At 70.0% G+C, this 20091-nt stretch carries 18 protein-coding genes and 1 pseudogene; 5 read left to right on the top strand and 14 right to left on the bottom strand.

Translation table 11 applies throughout. The annotated features are described in order from the left end of the window. Positions 1 to 8: 8 nt before the first annotated feature. The 6 genes from ACFPZ3_RS50870 to ACFPZ3_RS50845 are packed head-to-tail and all read right to left on the bottom strand — an operon-like array spanning position 9 to position 5944. A complete protein-coding gene (locus ACFPZ3_RS50870; RefSeq protein WP_379521656.1) occupies positions 9 to 1577 on the bottom strand; it encodes a SpoIIE family protein phosphatase in 1569 nt (522 codons plus the stop codon). After that, positions 1570 to 3228 carry an ATP-binding response regulator gene (locus ACFPZ3_RS50865; protein WP_379521655.1) on the bottom strand — a complete coding sequence of 553 codons (1659 nt, stop codon included), beginning with the start codon at positions 3226 to 3228 and terminating at the stop codon, positions 1570 to 1572. The genes ACFPZ3_RS50870 and ACFPZ3_RS50865 overlap by 8 nt, the downstream gene beginning before the upstream one ends. Next, the gene (locus tag ACFPZ3_RS50860) at positions 3215 to 4354 is read right to left on the bottom strand and encodes an ATP-binding protein (RefSeq protein WP_379521654.1); all 1140 of its coding nucleotides are present in this window, start codon (positions 4352 to 4354) and stop codon (positions 3215 to 3217) included. The genes ACFPZ3_RS50865 and ACFPZ3_RS50860 overlap by 14 nt, the downstream gene beginning before the upstream one ends. Further along, positions 4342 to 4743, bottom strand: coding sequence for an anti-sigma regulatory factor (locus ACFPZ3_RS50855; RefSeq protein ID WP_379521653.1), 402 nt, complete (start codon positions 4741 to 4743; stop codon positions 4342 to 4344). The genes ACFPZ3_RS50860 and ACFPZ3_RS50855 overlap by 13 nt, the downstream gene beginning before the upstream one ends. Then, complete coding sequence (locus ACFPZ3_RS50850; RefSeq protein WP_379521652.1) at positions 4740 to 5105, bottom strand: STAS domain-containing protein; 366 nt, start codon at positions 5103 to 5105, stop codon at positions 4740 to 4742. The genes ACFPZ3_RS50855 and ACFPZ3_RS50850 overlap by 4 nt, the downstream gene beginning before the upstream one ends. Continuing rightward, positions 5105 to 5944, bottom strand: coding sequence for an STAS domain-containing protein (locus tag ACFPZ3_RS50845; RefSeq protein ID WP_379521651.1), 840 nt, complete (start codon positions 5942 to 5944; stop codon positions 5105 to 5107). The genes ACFPZ3_RS50850 and ACFPZ3_RS50845 overlap by 1 nt, the downstream gene beginning before the upstream one ends. Before the next feature lie 202 nt (positions 5945 to 6146). On the opposite strand from ACFPZ3_RS50845, the gene ACFPZ3_RS50840 reads away from it, so the two are divergent. Together ACFPZ3_RS50840 and ACFPZ3_RS50835 are read left to right on the top strand one after the other, a co-directional pair. Then, a complete protein-coding gene (locus ACFPZ3_RS50840; RefSeq protein WP_379521650.1) occupies positions 6147 to 6872 on the top strand; it encodes an alpha/beta hydrolase in 726 nt (241 codons plus the stop codon). Positions 6873 to 7000: 128 nt separating this feature from the next. After that, entirely contained in the window at positions 7001 to 7651 is a 651-nt protein-coding gene (locus ACFPZ3_RS50835) for a biliverdin-producing heme oxygenase (protein ID WP_379521649.1), read from the top strand. Between the two features lie 95 nt (positions 7652 to 7746). Here ACFPZ3_RS50835 and ACFPZ3_RS50830 read toward each other — a convergent pair whose 3' ends face one another. Further along, on the bottom strand, positions 7747 to 8742 hold the full coding sequence (locus ACFPZ3_RS50830) for a LacI family DNA-binding transcriptional regulator (RefSeq protein ID WP_379521648.1): 996 nt from the start codon (positions 8740 to 8742) through the stop codon (positions 7747 to 7749). 91 nt (positions 8743 to 8833) lie between these two features. Continuing rightward, entirely contained in the window at positions 8834 to 10054 is a 1221-nt protein-coding gene (locus ACFPZ3_RS50825) for a Fic family protein (RefSeq protein ID WP_379521647.1), read from the bottom strand. 49 nt (positions 10055 to 10103) lie between these two features. Here ACFPZ3_RS50825 and ACFPZ3_RS50820 point away from each other — a divergent pair, with 49 nt between their 5' ends. Both ACFPZ3_RS50820 and ACFPZ3_RS50815 read left to right on the top strand, forming a co-directional pair. Beyond that, a complete protein-coding gene (locus tag ACFPZ3_RS50820) occupies positions 10104 to 10700 on the top strand; it encodes a TetR/AcrR family transcriptional regulator (protein WP_379521646.1) in 597 nt (198 codons plus the stop codon). Between the two features lie 67 nt (positions 10701 to 10767). Further along, positions 10768 to 12189 (top strand): MFS transporter, encoded by a 1422-nt coding sequence (locus tag ACFPZ3_RS50815; protein WP_379521645.1) that lies wholly within the window; start codon positions 10768 to 10770, stop codon positions 12187 to 12189. A 152-nt stretch (positions 12190 to 12341) separates the two neighbouring features. On the opposite strand, the gene ACFPZ3_RS50810 is transcribed toward ACFPZ3_RS50815, so the two are convergent. Further along, positions 12342 to 13571, bottom strand: coding sequence for a cytochrome P450 (locus ACFPZ3_RS50810; protein ID WP_379521644.1), 1230 nt, complete (start codon positions 13569 to 13571; stop codon positions 12342 to 12344). Between the two features lie 715 nt (positions 13572 to 14286). Between ACFPZ3_RS50810 and ACFPZ3_RS50805 the strand changes: the two genes are divergently transcribed. Then, the gene (locus ACFPZ3_RS50805) at positions 14287 to 15753 is read left to right on the top strand and encodes an FG-GAP-like repeat-containing protein (RefSeq protein ID WP_379521734.1); all 1467 of its coding nucleotides are present in this window, start codon (positions 14287 to 14289) and stop codon (positions 15751 to 15753) included. Between the two features lie 91 nt (positions 15754 to 15844). On the opposite strand, the gene ACFPZ3_RS50800 is transcribed toward ACFPZ3_RS50805, so the two are convergent. The 5 genes and pseudogenes from ACFPZ3_RS50800 to ACFPZ3_RS50780 all read right to left on the bottom strand — a co-directional run. Continuing rightward, the gene (locus ACFPZ3_RS50800) at positions 15845 to 17332 is read right to left on the bottom strand and encodes a sensor histidine kinase (RefSeq protein ID WP_379521643.1); all 1488 of its coding nucleotides are present in this window, start codon (positions 17330 to 17332) and stop codon (positions 15845 to 15847) included. Continuing rightward, positions 17329 to 18021, bottom strand: a complete 693-nt coding sequence (locus tag ACFPZ3_RS50795) for a response regulator transcription factor (protein ID WP_379521642.1) — start codon at positions 18019 to 18021, stop codon at positions 17329 to 17331. The genes ACFPZ3_RS50800 and ACFPZ3_RS50795 overlap by 4 nt, the downstream gene beginning before the upstream one ends. Then, positions 18018 to 18587 (bottom strand): hypothetical protein, encoded by a 570-nt coding sequence (locus ACFPZ3_RS50790; RefSeq protein WP_379521641.1) that lies wholly within the window; start codon positions 18585 to 18587, stop codon positions 18018 to 18020. The genes ACFPZ3_RS50795 and ACFPZ3_RS50790 overlap by 4 nt, the downstream gene beginning before the upstream one ends. A 10-nt stretch (positions 18588 to 18597) precedes the next feature. Next, entirely contained in the window at positions 18598 to 19878 is a 1281-nt protein-coding gene (locus ACFPZ3_RS50785; RefSeq protein WP_379521640.1) for an ABC transporter permease, read from the bottom strand. Continuing rightward, a pseudogene (locus ACFPZ3_RS50780) lies at positions 19875 to 20091 on the bottom strand (ABC transporter ATP-binding protein); the annotation flags it as partial. The pseudogene ACFPZ3_RS50780 and the gene ACFPZ3_RS50785, both read right to left, overlap by 4 nt.

The raw sequence follows: 20091 nt of genomic DNA, 5'->3' as shown, positions 1-20091 counted from the left end.
TCGCTGCATCAGGGCTCTCTTCGCAGGACGACCAGCGCCACGTCGTCCTCGCGCGACCCGAACGCCGCCAGAATGCGATCGGCGAACTCCTCCAGGTCGTCCTCCACGGTCTCCGCCAGCCGCCTGGCGTTCTCCATGCTCTCGTCGAGCGAGATGCGGCGATCCTCCACGAGCCCGTCGGTGAACAGCAGCAACGTGCCGCCGGGCGGCAGCTTCAGCCGGTCCACCGTGTACACCTCCGGCAGCGCGCCCAGCAGCAGGTTGCCCAGAGTGTGGTAGGCGCCGCCGGGCCCGGCGAACAGGGGCGGGATGTGACCGGCGTTGGCCACCTCGAGCTCCCCCGTCGCCGGGTCGATGAGCACCAGGCACAGCGTGGCGGTCATGCGCGGGTGGTACCGCCGCATCATCTGGTTGAGCAGGTCGAGCGAGGCGCTGAGGTCCACCTGGCCGATGAACGAGGCCCGCATGGCGTGCCGCAGCTCGGCCATCACCGTGGCGGCGTGCAGCGAGTGGCCCTCCACGTCGCCGATCGCCACCAGCACCCGCTCGTCGATCCGCAGCACCTCGTAGAAGTCGCCGCCCACCTCGACGTTGTCCAGGGCAGGCTGGTAACGCATCGCCACCCGCAGGCCCGGCACCTCGGGGATGCGGGTGGGCAGCAGGCTGCGCTGCAGGGTCAGCGCGATCGTGTGCTCCTCGGCGTACGCGCGCAGGGCCGCCACCGCCAGCGCCAGCTCCTGGCCGAGCTGGCGCAGCAGGTTCACCTCGTCGGCGTCCAGCGGCGGGTCGGCCTCCACCCCAAGATAGATGGGCGAGCCGGAGTTCCTGGTCCGGCATAACACGCCGGTGCTGCTGCCCTCCATCCGCACGTCGGGCAACATCCCGCGCCACTCCTCCGCGTGCAGGGTGAACACGTGGGCCCGCGCCGCCTCCCGCCGCACCAACTGGCTGAGCCGGTCGAGCAGGTCGGGCCCCGCGGGGGCGGAGGTGGCCGGCTCGCCGGGCCTGGCCCGCCACCGGCGCGTCCGCCCGTCCGGCAACATCGCCAGAGTGCCGCAGAAGCGGTTGAGCAACTGGGCCGAGCCCTCGACGGCCGCCGTCAGCAGCTCGTCGAACGTCTCGGCCTCGTTGATGCGCAGCGTGACCTCCGCCAGCCCGGCCAGGCGCGCGGCCATGAGCTCGGCCCGCCAGCGCGCCCGGTAGTAGCGCAGCATGGCCTCCACCGTGGCGGCGAACTCGGCGGGCTCGATCGGCTCGACCAGGTACGCGTCCGCGCCGCGCTCCAGGCCTTCCGCCCGGTCGGCCACGCTGATGGCGTTGGCCGACACCTGGACGACGGGGATCGCGGCGGTCGCCGGGTCGGCCTTGATCCGCTCGCACACCTCGTACCCGGGCATGTCCGGCAGCCGCACGTCCAGGACGACCAGGTCCACGTGGTGCGCGGCGAGCGTCCGCAGCGCCTCCTCGCCACCGGTCGCCTCGATCACCCGGTGCCCCGCCCTGCGCAGCCAGCTCGACAGGATGTACCGCTTGGTCGGCGTGTCATCGACCACCAGGACAGTGGCCGACTCAGTCATCCCTCGCTCCTCTCGCACCGCGGATGGCCTGGAGCAGTTGCTCTCTGCGCAGCCCGTGCTTGGACAGCACCACCCTGTTGGCGGGGGCGCGCTGCGGTGCGATCGTCACCATGACCACGGGGATCTCGCTGAGCCGCTCGTCCTCGGCCATCCGCTGGAGCAACACGGTGCCGTCCACGCGGGGCATGAGCAGGTCGATCAGGATCGCGTCGGGCGGTCGCGCCACCATCAGCTCCAGGGCGGCGGCCCCGTCGGGCGCCTCGTCCACGTGGGTGGCGAAGCCGTAGAGCATGCGGCGGGTCGCGGCGCGGAACACCTCGTCGTCGTCGGCGATCAGCACCCGCTCCAGCTCGGGCGGGCCGCCGTAGTTCGGCAGGCGCAGGGTGGCCGTGGTGCCCTCGCCCACCGCGCTGGTCAGCTCCAGCGTGCCGCCGAGCGCCTCGGTGAGCCTGCGGGCGTACGGCAGGCCCAGGCCGGTCCCCCGGGACCTGACCTGGAGGGAGCCCGGGACCTGGAAGAAGTCCTCGAAGACGCGGTTCAGGTGCTCCCGCGCGATGCCGATGCCCGTGTCGGTCACGGTGATGACGGCCTCGTCCTTGGTCGCGTCCAGGCAGACCTCCAGCTTCACCTCGCCGCTCACGGTGAACTTGAGCGCGTTGGACAGCAGATTGCGCAGGATCCGCAGCAGCATGCCCTCGTCCACGTACAGCTCGGCGACCTCGGGCGCCACCTCGCAGCGCAGCTCGACGCCGGCGCGTTCGCTCGTCGGGCTCATCGTCACCTGCAGCTGCCGGACCATGAGCGCCAGATCCACCTGCGACGGCTGGGGGTCCAGGCGGCCCGACTCGGCCTTGGCCATGTCGAGGAGCTCGCTGACCAGTTCGAGCAGCATCTCTGTCGAGCTGCCGATGAGCCCCACCTGGTGGGCCTGCTCCTCGGTCAGGGCGTCCCCGCCCGGGCCTGTGAGGAGCCTGACCAGGCCGATGACGGAGTTCAGCGGGGTACGCAGCTCGTGGCTGACAGTGGCCCAGAAGCGGTTCTTGGTCTCGGTGGACTCCCGTAGCTGGGTGGACTTCTCATCCAGCTCGGCGTAGAGGGCGACCACTCCCCTGTTGGTCTCCTCCAGCTCGTCGGAGAGCTGGTTGTACATCGCCAGCACTCCCGAGTTGGTCTCCTCAAGCTCGGAGTTGAGCCGCAGCACGTCCTCCAGGGTCTCGGCCAGCTCCCTGTTCTGCTCGCGCAGCTCGTCGAGGGCGGAGATCGGCGAGAGCTGCGCCAGCGTGTCGCGGATCTCCTCCAGCGAGGCGGGGTTCAGGCGGGGGTGAAGACCCTTGGCCAGCGTCACGCTGTTCTCACCGAGCGTGATCTCATCCGCCAGCCGCCCGGCCAGCGTCAGGCCGTCGGAGCCGGCCAGGTCGTGGTGCCCGGAGTGCTTGAGGGTGATGAGCAGCCGTTGATCGCCGAGCTCGATCACCGCGTTCGAGCCGGGGCCGTAGACCTCCCTGCCCACCTCGCTGAGCGCCGTCGCCACCCGGACCTGGTCCTGCGGCTCCAGCCCGGCCAGCTCGGCGGCGGCGCGGCCCAGGCGGCGCAGCACGAAGACGTCCTGGTCGGTGTCGAGTCTGACCCGGATGAGCTCAGCGGTGGCCATGGCCGGGTCTCACCGCCACCACGCACGCGTCGTCCCGCCTGCTGCCGGCCTCGCGCATCAGCCCGGCGGCGATCACCGCCGGCGTGCGGGAGAACAGGCCGGGGAGCGTGGCCGGGTCCCAGCGCTCCGTCAGCCCGTCGGTGTGCAGGATCACGATCGCGTAGCCGGGCAGGTCATAGGTGTACTGGCGCAGTTTGCCGCCCCGGTGCCCGGCGATCCCGGGCACCGACACCATGCCCTGCCGTCCCTCGGCGTGCGCGACCCAGCCGGAGACGTTGCCGAGCCCGGCGAAGGACACGCCGCCCGGCTCGACGCGGGCGACCGCGACCGCGCCGCCCCTGGTGCCGCTCAGCCCGGCGTGCAGGCGTTCCACGATGGGCAGCGGCTCCTGGTCGCGTACTTCGAGGAACAGCTCCACGGCGCGCCGCGACGCCTGCGCCGCGATGTGGCCGTGTCCCAGCCCGTCGCAGACCATCACGGTCGTGACCGGTCCCGTCCCTGGGCCTGCCCCTGTCTTTGCGGCTGCCTCTGTGCCTGTTTCTGGGCCTGTCGCTGTGCCTGTTTCTGGGCCTGTCGCTGTGCCTGTCGCTGTGCCTGTCGCTGTGCCTGTCGCTGTGCCTGTCTCTACGATGGCGAACCCGTCGCCGCACACCACCTCTTCGCCGATCGGCCTGGTCAGGCCGCTGGCCCGCAGCGGCGGGCGGGCCGTCCCCGCGGCGGTGAAGTGCATGGCGAGCACGGTGCCCTTCCCCGGCAGGGAGTGCACGTCGTAGCCGGAGGCGATGCGGGAGATGGCGCCCAGGCCGATGCCCAGGGTGCCGGAGGTGGAGTAGCCGTCGCGCAGCGCGCGGGCCACGTCGGCCATGCCCGGCCCCTTGTCCAGGGTGATGAGCTCGACGGTGGCGGGGACCTCCGGGTGGAGGCGTACCATGACCGAGCCCTCGACGGCGTGCTTGACGAGGTTGGAGACCGCCTCGCTCACGGCCACCGCCGTCTGCCCGATGAGCACCGGGTCGAACCCGGCCGCCTCGGCCAGCTCGATGGCCCTGCGGCGGACCGCGCCGACCGCGCTGGGATCCTCCGCGCGGACCCAGTCCTCCACCCGCCGGCCGGTCACCGTGCCCACTTCGTCACCGTCACGGTCGTGCCCTTCCCCGGCGGCGACGCCAGGTCGAACTCGTCGACCAGCCGCCGGGATCCGCCGAGTCCGAGCCCCAGGCCGGTGCCCGTGGTCCAGCCGTCGACAAGGGCCTGCTCGATGTCGGGGATGCCCGGCCCCTTGTCGCTGAAGACCAGTTTGAGTCCGCGCCTGAGCCCGTTCTCGACGACCGCGATGCGCACGTCTCCTCCTCCGGCGTACACCAGAGCGTTGCGTGCCAGCTCGCTGGCGGCGGTGACCACCTTGGTCTGGTCCACGAGGGACAGGCCCACCTCGACGGCGACGCTCCTGACGAGCTGACGCACGCCGACGACGTCGGCGCTGCTCGCGATGACGACGTCCCGCTCGTCGCTCACGGCGTCGCGCCCCGGATGTGGTCCAGCAGCGCGACCCCTTTCTCGAGATTGAGAGCCGTACGCACGCCGCCCAGCGACAGCCCGAGCTCGACGAGCGTGATGGCCACGGCCGGCCGCATGCCGACTACCACGGTCTGCGCGTCGAGCATGCGGCACATCGCGGCGATCGTGGCGAGCATCCGCCCGATGAAGGAGTCCACGATCTCCACGGCCGTGATGTCGATGATCACGCCTCTGGCGCCGTGGGCGACGACCGCGTCCGCCAGATCCTCCTGCAGCACGAGGACGCTCTGATCCTCGAGGTCGATCTGGATGGAGACGATGAGGACGTCACCGAGTTTGAGGATGGGGACCCGCTGCATCACGCCTTCTCCGCCCGGATGGCGACGCGCGCGTCACGCGCGCCGCTCACCTCGATGCCTGCCCGCTTGAACGTGTGCACGAGCGCGTCGGCCAGCGACGCCTTGGTCACGATGTCGCCGAACTCGACGCCGAGAGTGACGATGGTGTGCGCGATCTGCGGCCGGATGCCGGAGACGACGCACTCCGCCCCCATCAGCCTGGCCGCGACGACCGTCTTCAGCAGGTGCTGGGCGACCTGGGTGTCGACGGCCGGGACGCCGGTGATGTCGATGATGGCGTGCTCCGAGCCGGTGTCGACCAGCGTCTGCAGCAGTTTCTCCATCACGACCTGGGTACGCGCGGAGTCGAGCGTGCCGATTAGGGGCACCGCCACGATGCCGTCCCACATCTTGACCACCGGGGTGGACAGCTCGAGCAACTGCTCGGCCTGCTCCAGGATGATCTTCTCGCGGGCGGCCACGAACGTCTCGAACGTGAACAGCCCCAGATCGTCGATCAGTCTGGAGAACCAGACGAACCCGCGCGTCGACTCGCCCGAGTCGGTGTCGGCCTCGACGATCTCGTAGAGCGCCTCTTTCAGCCCGAACACGGCCCTGGCGGTGTCGGCGGGGGCGTAGCCGGCGCGGGCCCGCGAGCGCGACAGCTCGGCCAGCAGGCCACGGAGATCGGCGAAGTCGTCCTTGCCCGCTTCCAATGCGGCGAGCAGTGCCCGGTAGAGCTCAATGAGCTCCTCCGAGGGCGACTTGGCGATCTGGGCCCAGCGACGAATGATCTGCTCCTCGTTGGCGCGGAGCAGTTCTTCGACGCGTCGCCTGGCTATGTCAGCATGAAGGGACATGGATCACTCCATAAAAGGCGGCTGGCAATCGCTCGTATGTTAGTGCGGTTTATGCACAGCAGGGACTCCAAATTGTGGCGCTTCATCGTCACCCTGGGTCACCCTCACCCGCCTCCACCACCCGCGTCACCCCCTGGTATGACGCGAAGGTTCAACCCCAGCGGTGACGCGCATCACGGCCCTTCCTTCGTAACTTCTCACCATGCTCAGAAACCTCGCCATCGCGGCCGCCATGGTCCTCGGCGTCCTGCTGCTGTGGCCGGCGCCACAGGGCGAACGGCTGGTGAGGGTCTACGGCGACCCGGCCACGGCCGACCGGCTGGCGATCATCGTGCCCGGCGCCGACACCACGGTGGCCACGTTCGACTCCGGCACCGGACATCCGGGAGGCGCGGCACGCGCCCTGCTGGCGGAGGCGGCCCGGCTGGCTCCTCGTGAGCGACTGGCCGTGATCGCGTGGCTGGGCTACGACTCGCCGCCCACGCTGAGCCTGGCCGCCGCCACGGACGAGGCGGCCGTCAGGGGCGCGGCGGAGTTGCGCCGCACCGTCGAAGCGGTGCGCGCCCAGAGCTCCGCCTCGATCGCCCTGCTGTGCCACAGCTACGGCTCCGCCGTCTGCGCCAAGGCCATGACCGGCTTACCGGTGACCGACGTGGCTTTCATCGGCAGCCCCGGTGTCGATCCCCCATCGGCCGTCACACCGGTGCGGAGGTGGGCGGGGCTCGGTGACGACGACTGGATCAGACTCGTGCCCAAAATCAAGATCGGCCCCCTCGGTTTCGGCGTCGACCCCATGAGCGGTCCGTACGGCGCCCGGGTCTTCGAGGTGGGCCCGGGGGGCCACAGCGACTACTACACGCCGGGCACGCCTTCGCTTCGCAACCTGGCCTTGATAGCTCTCGGCCACCCTCAGGAGGTGAGCTCTTGAGGTCGCCGTTCCGGGGTAGGAGTGGGTGGAGGCAGGATTTGATGACATGGTGTCGTCATCAGCTTGACGTCACAGGCCGACGTTTGTGACACTTCGTCATGAAAAGCCAGCACGAGCAAAGGTAGGCCGTGACCACGTCGTTCTCCGAGACCCTGAGGAACGCCACCTGGGCCGACCACGAGTCGGCCGAGTCTGAAGGCTATCTCTCTGCGCTGATGGCCGGACGGTTGAGCGAACAGGAATACGGCGAGATGGTCGCTCAACACTACTTCGCGTACACCGCGCTCGACGGTGTGTCACGAGACCTCACCGACCACCCGCTGGCCGGCGGCTTCGTGTTCCCGGAGCTCTATCGGGAGCGAGCGCTCGAACGCGACCTGGCGACCGTCTACGGCCCGGCCTGGCGCGACCGGATCACGCCGTCCAAGTCCACCCGCACGCTCGTGGCCCGCATCCAGCAGGTCGCCGACTGGCCCGGTGGCTACGTGGCCCACCACTACACCCGCTACCTGGGCGACCTGTCGGGCGGCCAGTTCATCCGGATGGAGCTGCAGAAGATCTACGGCTACGCCAAGGGCGGGGGCGTCGACTTCTACATCTTCGACGAACTGGGCAGCCTGCCGCGGTTCAAGAACGAATACCGCTCGCGGCTCGACGGGCTGGGACTGGCGCTCGACGAGCGCGAGCGGGAGCGCATGATCGGCGAGGTGAAGCTGGCCTACCAGCTCAACACGGAAGTGCTGGCCGAGCTGATGCACGTGGTCAAGGCCGCCGCCTGATCGACCGCGGTGACGGGCCACTGCGGCAAGCGTGTATCCAGAGCGTGACGCAAGAATATTGCCGTGTTATGAAATTTACTGACACCGGATCCGGGTCAGCCGGTGGGGCACATCCCCGTGGATCCCCGCACGATCAGCTCCGGATCGAACAGCACCTCGTCGACAGGCACCACATGGCCGTTGATCTGTGACATCAACGCGGCGACCGCCGCGCCGCCCATCGCCGCGATGGGCTGCCGGACGGTGGTCAGGGGCGGGTCGGTCAGGCTCATCAGGCTCGAGTCGTCGAACCCGACCACGGACACGTCGGCCGGAACCTTGAGCCCCAGCTTCCGCGCGGCCCTGATGGCGCCGAGCGCGAGCGCGTCGCTGGCGCACACCAGCGCGGTCGCCCCCTCGCCGACCAGCCGCGCCGCCGCCGTGGCGCCGCCTTCCATGGAGAAGATCGTGTGTGCCACGAGCGCGCGCCACCCCCTTCCGCCGTGCTCTTCCACGTAGGCGGCGAGCTTCCTGGCGGACGGGACGTGCCCGACGGGGCCGAGGATCAGCCCGATCCGCTCGTGCCCGAGCGCCCGCAGGTGGCCGAGCGCCTGCCGGACCGCCACGCCGTCGTCCACGCACACCCTCGGGACGTCGAGGTTCTCGTCGGCCGCGTTGATCAGCACGATCGGCAACTTCCGCGCACGCAGCACCTTGACCTGCGCGGCCCCGGCGTCGGCGTAGCTGCTGCCGATGAAGACGATGCCGCCGACGTCCTGCGCGAGCAACATCTCCACGTAGTGCGCCTCGGGCAGCCCGTCGGCCGTCCGGGTGCACAGGACGGGCAGCAGGTTGCGCCTGATCAGCTCGGTGACGACCAGCTCGGCCATGGCCGGGAAGATCGGGTTCTGCAGCTCGGGCAGCACGAGGCCGACGAGCGGAGCCCGGTCGTTGCGCAGCTTCTGGGGGCGCTCGTAGCCGAAGACGTCGAGCGCGGTGAGCACGGAGTCGCGGGTGGCCTGGGCAATGCCCGGCTTGTCGTGCAGCACCCGGCTGACGGTGGCCACACTCACCCCGGCGAACGCGGCCACATCGGCGAGTCGTCTCGGCATGGGCCTCATGTTACAAGCAAAGGTTGCAAAAATAGAAACCTATCACGCAAAAATACGACAGCCCGTTTCCTGGTGCGGTGTCGTGTAGTTCCTAGCGATAAGGGTCGCGCAGCGGGACGATCCGCTCCGCGAAGTCGGCCTTGAGCCGGGCCATCCGTGGTCCGGCCTGGTAGTAACGCCCCTTCGTCTCCCCGTACGGCTGGAGCCAGCCTTTGAGGGCGAGATCGCGCAGGTCACGGGCGGCCTGGCCCTGACTGAGCTCCTCGTCGCCCTGATAGCGGCTGCGCCGCAGCCGCCGGTTCACGAACGCCTCGTAGAGCGCCGACACGCACCGCGTGTTGAGCCCCTCGCCGTCCACCTGTTCCTCCAGGTACGTCCAGATCTCCCCGGCTTCCGTGAGCCTGGCCGCCACCCGCTGCGCCTGCATGTGGTGCGCCCGCAGACAGAACCGGACCCAGTCGAGGGTGTCGCCGTGCGGACTCCAACGGCGGCGGCCCACCGCGCCGAGGACGTCGTAGTACTCGATGGTCGTACGCTGCTGCCCCAGCCATTCCTCGATGGAGCAGAATTCCGGGGTCAAGATCTGGTCCCGGCCGAGGATCAGAGTCTGGAGGGCGCGCGACATGCGGCCGTTGCCGTCGCGCCACGGATGGATTTTGGCGAGGTTGAAGTGGGCCATGGCGGCTCGGACGTAGCTGGGCACCCCCTGGTCTCCGTCGTCGAGCCACGCGACCAACTCCTTCATCAGCGACGGCACGTATTCCACATCCGGCCCCTCATAAACGACCACGCCGGACCCGGAATCACGAACGTAACTTCCGCCGGGGCGTAGGACACCAGGGGTTTTCGCCCTGTGATGGCCGATCATCATGAAATGCAGGGCATTGAGCATGCCAACGTCGTAATGAAACACCGAAGCGCGCGACAGCAGCCCGATATAGGTCAGCGCCTGTTGGTAGCCGGCGATCTCCTTGGCCACCGACTCCGATGTCTCCAGGGGGTCCTCCCCCGCCATGATGGACTGGATGTCCTCGACGCCGGCGCGATAGCCCTCAATGGAGTTCGAGCCCTGAATGGCTCGCGCCTGCAACTGCCTGCGCAACTGACCGTCCCAGCGATGGGTCTCGGCCAGCCGGTATTTCAGCTCTTGCCGCATGTCCTCGATCTCGGCCAGCACGCTCTTGTCGGCAGGTTCGAGCGCAGGAGTTCCATAGAGCATGAGCCCATGGAAGCATGAGCGAAACATTCGGTCAAACGAATGAATGATTCGCCCATCTATGTCCGATCGGCCCGGCTTGTCGTCGATGGTCAACCCTCCGCTTGTGCGGAAGTCCGTCGTCCGTCCGGCCTACGATGGACGCATGCCCCGCATCTCCGCCGCCACCATCGGCGAGCACCGCGCCCAGACGCGCGACCGGATCCTGCAGGCCGTCTCGCGTCTGTCCAGGGTGCAGGGCATCGACGCCATCTCGATGACCGACGTGGCCGGGGAAGCCGGAATCACCCGCACGGTCCTGTACAACTACTTTCCCGACAAGGCGGCGCTGCTGCTGGCGTTCACCGAACGGGTGACCCACTACTTCATCGACAGCTACGAGCGTGAGCTGCCAGCGGGGGCCTCGCCCGCCGATCGGTTGCGGGCGTTCGTGCGGCTGCAGCTCGCCGGGCTGCTCGCGCATCCGCATCCCGGCGCCGCCGATCTCAGCGCCGCGCTGGGGCCCGACGCCTACCAGCGGCTGGCCGAGCATGTCGCGCCGATGCAGCGGATCCTGGTGGAGATCCTCGAGAACGGGATGGACGCGGGCGACTTCCGGGTGCTCGACGTGGCGGCCACGGCCCGAATGATCCTCGCGGTCGTGGGCGCCGAGCGGGTTCCGCTGATCAGCGGGGATGTGACGGTGGAGGCCGCCGGGGAGCTGGTGTCGGAGTTCGTGCTGCGGGCCCTCGGCGGCGCCTGAGCTCAGGCTTCTCCCGTACGCCCCGGGCCGACGGCTGGTTGTCAGTGCCCGATGACAGGATGGCCTCATGACACACCACCCGGGGGAGCTCCACGATCACGTCGAGCTCAAGTCGGCGCGCGGCCGGTGGATCCTGGGGGCGACCGTGCTCGGCTCCGGGCTCGCGCTGCTCGACAGCACCGTGGTGAACGTGGCGCTGCCGTTCCTGGGGCGGGATCTCGGCGCGCGCATGGATGGCCTGCAGTGGACGATCAACGCCTACACGCTCACGCTCGCCGGGCTGATCCTGCTGGGTGGCTCCCTCGGCGACCGCTACGGCCGCCGTACGGTCTTCCTCATCGGGATCGTCTGGTTCGCGATCGCCTCCGCGCTGTGCGGGCTGTCGCCGAACATCGAGTTCCTCATCGCCGCGCGCGCTCTGCAGGGGATCGGCGGGGCGCTGCTGACGCCGGGGTCGCTGGCGATCATCCAGGCGTCGTTCGTGCGGCACGACCGGCCCAGGGCCGTGGGCGTGTGGTCGGGGCTCGGCGGGGTGGCCAGCGCGGTCGGGCCGCTGCTGGGCGGGTGGCTGGTGCAGACGGCCGGGTGGCGGTGGGCGTTCCTGATCAATCTGCCGTTCGCGGTCCTCATCGTGTTCGTGACGCTGCGGCACGTGCCGGAGAGCAAGGACGAGCAGGCGGCGGGGCGGTTCGACGTGCTCGGCTCGGTGCTGGCGGCGCTCGCGCTGGCCGGGATCACGTACGCGCTGATCGAGAAGGGGGCGCCGGTGCCGCTGGTGGTGGGGCTGGCGCTGGCGGCGGCGTTCGTGACGGTCGAGATCCGCAGGTCGCCGGACGCGTTGGTGCCGGTGAGCATGTTCCGTAACCATGTGTTCGCGGCGGTCAATGTGGTGACGCTGATCATGTACGCGGCCATGGGCGTGGTGTTCTTCCTGCTGGTGGTGCAGCTCCAGGTGGTGTCCGGGTTCTCCCCCATCGCCGCCGGGCTGTCGATGTTGCCGACGACGATCCTGATGATGTTGTTGTCGGCCAGGGCCGGAGAGCTGGCCAAACGCGTGGGCCCGCGCCTGCCCATGACGATCGGCATCCTGCTGGCGGGCGGCGGGTTCCTGGCGATGAGCACGATCGGGTTCGGCGCGTCCTACCCGTTCCAGGTGCTTCCCGCGGTGTTCCTGTTCGGGCTCGGGCTGTCGGCGACGGTCGCGCCGCTGACCGCGACCGTGCTGGCCACGGCCGACGAACGCTACGCGGGCACGGCCAGCGGCGTGAACAACGCGGTGGCCCGCACCGGGAGCCTGCTGGCCGTGGCCGCCGTGCCGCCGCTGGTCGGGCTGGTGGGCGACGCGTTCCAGAATCCGCCGGTGTTCGACGCGGGGTTCCGGATGGCGATGCTGATCAGCGCCGGGATGATGGTGGTGGCGGCGCTGATCACGTTCTTCACCCTCAGAACGAACGTCCTGACCGATGACGACGAAGGTTCCGGGGAGTGAACCCGCGTCAGACCCGCATCGGCCGAGCACGCCAACGGACCTGAACCGCAAAGCCGGAGCGCCATGGGCGGAGCGCCATGGGCGGAGCGCCATGGGCGGAGCGCCATGGGCGGAGCGCCATGGGCGGAGCGCCATGGGCGGGCGGGGGCGGGTCAGAAGGTGAAGGCTTGGGTGCGGACGCTGTTGTCGAAGTTCGACAGGAGCAGTTCGGGTTCGCCGATCGAGCGGATGCCGGGCAGCCGGGTCAGCAGTTCGCGGAACATCGTGCGCATCTCCTGCCTGGCCAGGTTGGCTCCGAGGCAGAAGTGCGGGCCGGGGCCGCCGAAGCCGACGTGGGGCTTGGTCTCGCGGGTGATGTCGAACGTGTCGGCGTGGGGGAAGACCGACTCGTCGCGGTTGGCGGAGCCGTAGAACAGCACGACCTTGTCGCCCTGCTTCAGCTCCAGGCCGCGTAGCGAGTAGTCCTCGGTGACCGTGCGCCTGAACTGCATGATCGGCGACACGTAGCGGACCATCTCCTCGATCGCCCCGTTGATGTGCGTGTCGAAGTCGCTCATCAGCAGGTCGCGCTGCGCCGGGTTCTCGGTGAGGAGCCGGATGCCGTGGGCCATCGTGTTGCGGGCCGTCTCGTTGCCGGCGACCAGCAGCAGAGCGAAGAACGAGCCGAGCTCCTTGTCGGTGAGCTTCTCGCCGTCGGGGTTGGCGTTGACCAGCAGGGAGACCAGGTCGCCCTTGGGCTCGGCGACGCGCTCGTGGCCGAGCTTGATGACCATGCGCTGCAGGGCCAGCAGGGCCAGCATGTTCTGGCCGGCCATCTGCACGCTGCGGGCCAGGCTGGGGCGCAGGCCGGTGTAGGCGGTGGAGATGTCGACGTGCTGGTGCACCTTTTCCCGAAGCTCCTGCGGGATGTCCAGCATGTCGCAGATGACGTGGATGGGCAGCCGGGCGGCCACCTGGGTCACGAAGTCGCGCGGCCCGCCCTTGACGACGTCGTCCACGATGCGCGCGCACGCGGCGTCGATGTCGCTCTGCAGGTTGGCCAGCATCTTCGGGCTGAACGAGCGCGTGACGATGCGGCGCAGGCGGGCGTGGCGGGGGTCGTCCATGTTGACCATCGACTCGCCGAACACCTGCTTCACCCAGCCGGGCGGCTCGGGGTTGGTGACGGCGGGCTCGCTGGAGAAGACCTTGGCGTTGCGGCTGGCCTCGATGACGTCGGCGTGCCGGACGAGGGCGTAGAAACCCTTGCCGGAGCGGAGGAACGGCACCTTCTTCTCGGGGAAGAACACCGGATGCTCCAACTGCCGGAGCCGGGCGAACGCCTCATTCCGCTCTTTGAGTGGCTTTCGCCAGAAATCCAGATCCGCGAGGTCGATGTCCACGCACCTATCCTGGCACGAATGGCCGCATCCAGCGGACATGCCCAGGTAGCCGGGCCGGCGCTCAGCAGGCGCCCCGACATTTCGCACGCGGTCCGGCACACGGTCCGGCACACGGTCCGGCACACGGTCCGGCACGCGACGCGCATGCCGGAAGGCGCGCTCGTCCCGGCCGACGGCACAACTCCCGGTGGACGGCAGACGTCCCAGCGGACAGGGCGCGTCCCGGCGGGCAATGTGATCGCGGCCGACAAGCTCCCCGGTCGACAGCAGACGTCCCGTTTAGGCGCTGACGTCCCGTTGGGGCGGGCGTTGCGGTGGTGGCGGGCGTTGCGATGGTGGCGGGCGTCCCGTTGGGGCGGGCGTTGCGGTGGTGGCGTTGCAGTGGTGGCGGGCGTTGCGGTGGTGGCGGGCGTCCCGTTGGGGCGGGCGTTGCGGTGGTGGCGGGTCTCAGAGGGGGCTGTGGTGGCGGGTGGCCGGGGGCTGGTGGTGGATGTGCATCCTGCCCTCCTGGGCCGTTCTCGTGCCGTTCAGGCCGGGTTCGACCTGCCTGGTCATTACTTCCGGTATGAAGGTTCTGCTTGCCGCCTGCCTGGTCCTCCCCCTCGCTTCTGGTACGACGGCCCCTGCCGACGCTCGCGCGCCCCTTGCGCCCGGTGCCGTCCCAGCCAACGACCGCACGTCCCTCGCTTCCGGTACGGCCCTCGCCACCGCCCGGGTGCCCCTCACCTCCGGTACGGCCCCTGCCGCTGCCCGAGTGTCCCTCACCTCCGGTACTGCCCTCGCCGCTGCCCGGGTGTTCCTCACCCCCAGTACGGCCCCTCCCGCTGCCCGGGTGTCGCTCGCCTCCGGGGCGGACTCCGCCGTTGGTCGGGCGTGTGGTGGTCAGCCGTTGGACTTCGATGCCGATGGGCGGCCTGATCTTGCCGTGGCCGCGCCCTACGATGCCGCCCGGGCCGGGTCGGTGACCGTCATGTATGGGTCCGGGAAGAAGGTGAAGCTCATCCAGGACGGTGCGGAGGCGGGGGATTCGTTCGGGTCGGCGCTGGCCGTGGGGGACTTCAACGGGGACCGGTGTGCCGATCTGGCCGTGGGGGTGTCGGAGGAGTTCGCCGGGGAGCGGGTGCCGGGGGGCGATGGGAACGGGGTCGTGCAGATCTTCGACGGGTCGCCCGAGGGGCTGGTCGCCGGGCGGGAGCTGAAGCTGGCCAAGCCGTCCAGCGATCGGTTCGGGGCCTCGCTGGCGGCGGGGGATCTCGACGGGGACGGCAAGGACGAACTGGTCGTGGGGGCGCCCAGTCATCGGTCGGGCGGGGCGGTGAGCGTGTACTGGATGAAGGGCCGCAAGCCGTACCAGATCACGCAGAAGACCGGGTGGGTGAAGCAGGTGGCGCATGTCACCGACCAGTGGGGGGCGTCGCTGGCGATGGGCGACTTCGACGGGGACGGCGAGGATGAGCTGGTCGTGGGCGCGCCCGCCGACAGTGTGGCGATGGACGGGCAGGGGTCGGTGACCGTGATCGACGTACGGCGGAGGCGGGCGCGGCTGCTCACCCAGAGCACTCCGGGGATCAAGGGGGCCTCGGAGAAGTGGGACAACTTCGGGGGCTCGCTGGCCACCGGCGACTTCAACGGGGACGGCAGGGACGACCTGGCCATCGGGGTGCCGGGTGAGGGGCTCAGCGAGAACCAGCGGGCCATGGACTACGGCGACGGCACCGTGGACGTGTTGTACGGGTCGGGAGGCGGGCTGCGTACCAGCGGGACCGAGGCCTGGTCGCAGAACACCCTCGAAGGCAAGCCTCGCTACTACGACCGGTTCGGGGCCTCGCTCGCGGCCGGGGACTTCAACGGGGACGGCAACGACGAGCTGGCCATCGGGGTGCCCGGGGAGAAGGCGGTGCAGGTGCTCGCGGGGCGCTCGTCGGGCGGGCTGACCCGGACCGGGAACCTGCTGGTCAAGGGGAAGGGGCAGGACTTCGGGGCCTCGGTGACGGCGCTGCCGGGGTGGGAGCGGTACCGGTCTCTGTCGGCCGGGCGGCCGCCGGTGTACGGGCTGGTGGCGGCGGCGCCCGATCAGGGGCTCGTCATGTACGCGCCGGGGCGGCGGGAGCAGGGGCTCAAGCTGGGCAAGGTACGGCAGCTCGGCAAGGGCACCGGCCTGTACGGCTACACCTTCGGCTGAGGCTGAGCACCTCCGACCAGAAGAATCGGCCCGTACGGCCACACCTTCAGCTGAGGCTGAGCACCCCCGACCAGAAGATCGGCCCGTACGGCTACTCCTTCGTACGACTCGGCCCGGCCTCAGGCTGAGGGTCCCCGACCGGGAGGATCACGCGGAACATGGCGCCCTTGCCGGGTTCGCTCTCCGCCATCACGATCCCCCCGTGCGCCTCCACGAGCGTGGCCGCGATCGACAACCCCAGCCCCGACCCGCCCGCGCTCCGGGCAGGATCGGCCCGGTAGAACCGCTCGAACACCCGCTCAGCCACCTCAGGCGTGAACCCGGGCCCTTCGTCGGCCACCTCCACCACGGCCTGGTCGCCCTCCACGCCCACCCGCACCTGGAACGCGGTCCTGGCGGGGGTGTGCGCGAGAGCGTTGGTGACGAGGTTGTTGATGACCTGACCGAGGCGGGTCTCGTCGCCGGTCACCAGCACGTCGCCCTCGCCGCCGAACAGCCGTACCAGCTCGATCCTCCTGTCGGGCGCCAGCGTCTGCGCGTCGATGACGGCGGTGGCGGCCAGGCTGAGCAGGTCCACGGGCCGCATGGCGAGCTCACGGCGCTGGTCGAGGCGGGCCAGCAGGAGCATGTCCTCCACCAGCAGCCCCATCCGGGCCGCCTGCCCCTCGATGCGGCTCAGCAGCCGTACGGCCTCGGTCAGGTCCTTTTCCTCCCCCAGCCGGTACAGCTCCGCGAAACCCCTGATCGAGGTCAGCGGCGTGCGCAGTTCGTGTGAGGCGTCGGCCATGAACCGGCGCATCAGCTCCTCCGACCGTCTGGCGGCCGTGGCGGACTCGCGGGCCGACTCGGCCGCCGCCTCCCGCTCGCCGACCGCCATCTCGATCTGGGCCAGCATGGTGTTGAGCGAGCGGCCGAGCTTGCCGACCTCGGTGGTGCCCGCCCAGAGCGGCACGCGGCGCGACAGGTCGCCTCCGGCGATGTCCTTCGCGGTACGCGCGATCTCGCCGAGCGGGCGCAGGCTCCGGCGTACCAGCCAGTAGCAGGCGATCCCGAGCACGACCAGCGTGCCCCCGCCGCCCACCGCCACGATGAGGCCGAGCTGGGAGACGGTGCCGTCCACGTTGCCCAGGCTGATCGCGATCACCCGGCTGTCGCCGTTGCGGCCCGGCACGGCGACGACCCGCCAGTCGGGACCGCCGGGCGAGAGCGACTCGACGGTGAACGGCCGCCCCTTGAGCTCGATGACGTCGAGGCCGGTGAGCCTGGGCAGGGCGGGCGTCTGCTCCTCGGTGGACTCGCTGATGGTCCTGATCGTGGCGCCGGCGGCGTCCAGCAGCACCGCGTGGAACAGGCCGGGGAAGCGCTGCGGGCGCGCGCCGGGACGGGCCTCGGGCGGAGGGGGCGCCTCCCTGGCGGGCCCGCTGGCCGACAGGAGTTGCTGGTCGACGCGTTCGACGAGGTAGCCGCGCAGCAGCCGCACGGCGAACAGGCCGGTCAGCGTGATGGCGAGGGTGACCAGCAGGAGGGTGGCCGAGACCAGGCGCAGCCACAGGGGAGCCCTGGACAGGTGCTTCCTCATATGCGGGGCGGGCGCAGGATGTAGCCGACCCCGCGCAGGGTGTGCAGATATTTGCGCTCGCCGTTGTCCACCTTGCGGCGCAGGTAGGAGACGTACGACTCGACGAGGCCGACGTCGGTGCGCCAGTCGCCGTTCCAGACGTGGTCGAGGATCTGCGTCTTGGACAACACCCGGCCGACGTTGAGCATGAAGTACCGCAGAAGCCTGAACTCCGTGGGCGACAACCGCACGGGGATGCCGTCGCGCCAGACCTCGTGGCTCTCCTCGTCCAGCTCCAGGTCGGCGACCCGCATCCGGTTCGGCGGCGGCATGCCGCGCCGGGTCCTGCGCAGCACGGCCCTGATGCGGGCGATGACCTCCTCCAGGCTGAACGGCTTGGTCACGTAGTCCTCGCCGAGCCCCAGCCCGGCGAGGCGGTCCTCCGGCGTGTCCTTGGCGGTCACGAACAGCACAGGGACCCGGCGGCCGCGGGACCGCAACCTTCCCGCCACCGTCATGCCGTCGAGGTCGGGCAGCATCACGTCGAGCATCACCAGGTCGGGCGTGCTCTCCTCGGCTACCCGCAGGGCCTCCATGCCGTCGGCCGCGGTCAGCACCTCGAACCCGGCCATGCGCAGGCTGGCCGAGAACAGCTCCCTGATGTTGGGTTCGTCGTCGACCACCAGCAGCCTGGCCTCGGGTTCGTTCATCGTGGGCCGCCTCCCTGGAGTCCCTGGCCGCCCTGGGTGATCGAGGCGGCGGTGACCGCGCCGTCGGCGCCCGCCTGGCCGCGGACCACGATCGAGGTGCCGGTCTCCAGGTCGGCGACCTTGCCCGGCTTGGAGATCTGCACGGTGGTCTGGTCGGTGGTGGTCACCGTGACGGTGGAGCCGTCCACGGTCTTGACGTAGATCTTGCCGCCCTCCACCTTCTCGACGGTGCCGACGGTGCCTCCCCCGGCGCCACCCATCCGCTGGCCGCCTGGCTGCCCTTCACCGGGCTGGCCTCCACCGGGCTGTTGCTGGCCGCGCTGGCCGAAGCCGCCCTGCTGCTGACCGTACCCGCCGCCCGTGGTCCGCGGCTGCCCGCCCGCCTGCGCGGCGGGCGCGTCGGGGGCGCCGAACGCGTTGCCGGCCTGAATGCCGATGAGGATCCCCGCCACCAGCACGACCCCGGCGGCCAGCGCCAGCGTCAGCTTGGACTGGCCCTTGGCGGGCTGGACGGCGAGTTCCTCCCGCAGGTCGTCGCGGAACGGCGAGGAGTCGAGCTTGTCCATGTCCTTCTCCTTACTCATGGCGCAGGGCCTGGATCGGCCTGAGCTTGGCCGCCCTGTTTGCGGGATAACTGCCGAAGAACAGCCCGATCCCCAGCGAGACGCCCAGCGCCAGCACGACCGACGACGGCACGAGGACCGGCTCGATGCCGGCGACGTTGAACCTGGTCCCCACGAACGCCACCAGCACCCCGGACAACCCCCCGACCAGGCTCAGCAACGTGGCCTCCATCAGGAACTGGCCCAGGATCGCGCTCCTGGGCGCTCCGATGGCCTTGCGGATGCCGATCTCGCGGGTGCGCTCGGTGACCGTCACCAGCATGATGTTCGTGATGCCGATGCCGCCCACCAGCAGCGAGATCGCGGCCACGGCGCCCAGCAGCACGGTGAAGGTGCCGGTCGCCTCACTGACGGTCTCCTGCAAAGTGGCCTGGTTGAGCACGCGGTAGTCGGGGTTGTCGTTCGTGATGCCGTGTCGTTGGTTGAGGATAGCCGTGACCTCGGCCTGAGCCGTCGTCGTGGCGGCCGCCCCGGTCGCCTGCACGACGATCTGGCCGAGCGCGCCGAACCCGCTCAAACTCTGTTGTACGGCCGGCAGCGGCGCGATCGCCACGTCGTCCGCGTCCTGCATGCCGGTCGACCCGGCCGCCTTCAGCACGCCGACCACCGTGAACGGCACCCCGGACACGCTGACCTGCTTGCCGATCGGGTCGACCGACCCGAACAGCTCCTCCACCACGGTCTGGCCGAGCACCACGACCTTCCTGGCGGCCAGCACGTCGTCGTTGAAGAAGTACGTGCCCTTGGCGATGGGCTTGTTGACGGCCTCGAAATAGCTGGGGTAGGTGCCGACGAACTGCGCGATGGCGTGGCTGGCGGCGCCGTACGCGGCGGTGGAGGAGGCGGCGTTCACCACCGGCGAGACGCTCTTCACCGAGGGGGCGAGCGTCCTGTCGGTCAGCGCCTGGGCGTCGGCCAGGCTGAGCTGCCTGGCCTGGGTACGCGGCCCGGTGTTCCCGCCGCCGCCCCCGCCGGCGGGGGCGCGCACGCCCCCGCCTCCACCTCCACCTCCGCCTCCGCCTCCGCCTCCGGAGAAGGACGGGGAGATCGTGAGCGTGTTCGCGCCGAGGCGCTGGATGTTCTTCTGGATGCTCTGCGAGGAGCCCTCGCCGACGGCGACCAGCATGATCACCGCGGCCACGCCGATGAGGATGCCGAGCGTCGTCAGCGCGCTGCGCATCTTGTTGGCCAGCAGGCCGCGCAGGGCGAAGCGGAGGATCTCGAACTGGTTCACAGCGCGGCCTCCTCCACCAGTCCGGGCGGCGGGCCGTCCACGGGCGCCTGGCGGCGGTCCTCGACAATCTCGCCGTCCACCAGCCTGATCACCCGTTTGGCGTGCGCGGACACGTCGTGCTCGTGCGTGATCAGCACGATCGTGCGGCCGGACTGACTGAGCCGGTCCATGATCTCCAGGACGTCGTGGGTGGAGGCGGTGTCGAGGTTGCCG

It is taken from the genome of Nonomuraea insulae, from assembly GCF_042656245.1.
Note: the sequence above shows the minus strand (reverse complement) of the source record. Positions and strands in the feature narration are given on the sequence as shown.

What these genes read in the sequence shown, in the direction of transcription:
- ACFPZ3_RS50870 (WP_379521656.1), bottom strand. Translation starts at nt 1,577, where the DNA reads ATGACTGAGTCGGCCACTGTCCTGGTGGTCGATGACACGCCGACCAAG.
- ACFPZ3_RS50865 (WP_379521655.1), bottom strand. Translation starts at nt 3,228, where the DNA reads ATGGCCACCGCTGAGCTCATCCGGGTCAGACTCGACACCGACCAGGAC.
- ACFPZ3_RS50850 (WP_379521652.1), bottom strand. Translation starts at nt 5,105, where the DNA reads ATGCAGCGGGTCCCCATCCTCAAACTCGGTGACGTCCTCATCGTCTCC.
- ACFPZ3_RS50845 (WP_379521651.1), bottom strand. Translation starts at nt 5,944, where the DNA reads ATGTCCCTTCATGCTGACATAGCCAGGCGACGCGTCGAAGAACTGCTC.
- ACFPZ3_RS50840 (WP_379521650.1), top strand. Translation starts at nt 6,147, where the DNA reads ATGCTCAGAAACCTCGCCATCGCGGCCGCCATGGTCCTCGGCGTCCTG.
- ACFPZ3_RS50830 (WP_379521648.1), bottom strand. Translation starts at nt 8,742, where the DNA reads ATGCCGAGACGACTCGCCGATGTGGCCGCGTTCGCCGGGGTGAGTGTG.
- ACFPZ3_RS50820 (WP_379521646.1), top strand. Translation starts at nt 10,104, where the DNA reads ATGCCCCGCATCTCCGCCGCCACCATCGGCGAGCACCGCGCCCAGACG.
- ACFPZ3_RS50815 (WP_379521645.1), top strand. Translation starts at nt 10,768, where the DNA reads ATGACACACCACCCGGGGGAGCTCCACGATCACGTCGAGCTCAAGTCG.
- ACFPZ3_RS50800 (WP_379521643.1), bottom strand. Translation starts at nt 17,332, where the DNA reads ATGAGGAAGCACCTGTCCAGGGCTCCCCTGTGGCTGCGCCTGGTCTCG.
- ACFPZ3_RS50795 (WP_379521642.1), bottom strand. Translation starts at nt 18,021, where the DNA reads ATGAACGAACCCGAGGCCAGGCTGCTGGTGGTCGACGACGAACCCAAC.
- ACFPZ3_RS50790 (WP_379521641.1), bottom strand. Translation starts at nt 18,587, where the DNA reads ATGGACAAGCTCGACTCCTCGCCGTTCCGCGACGACCTGCGGGAGGAA.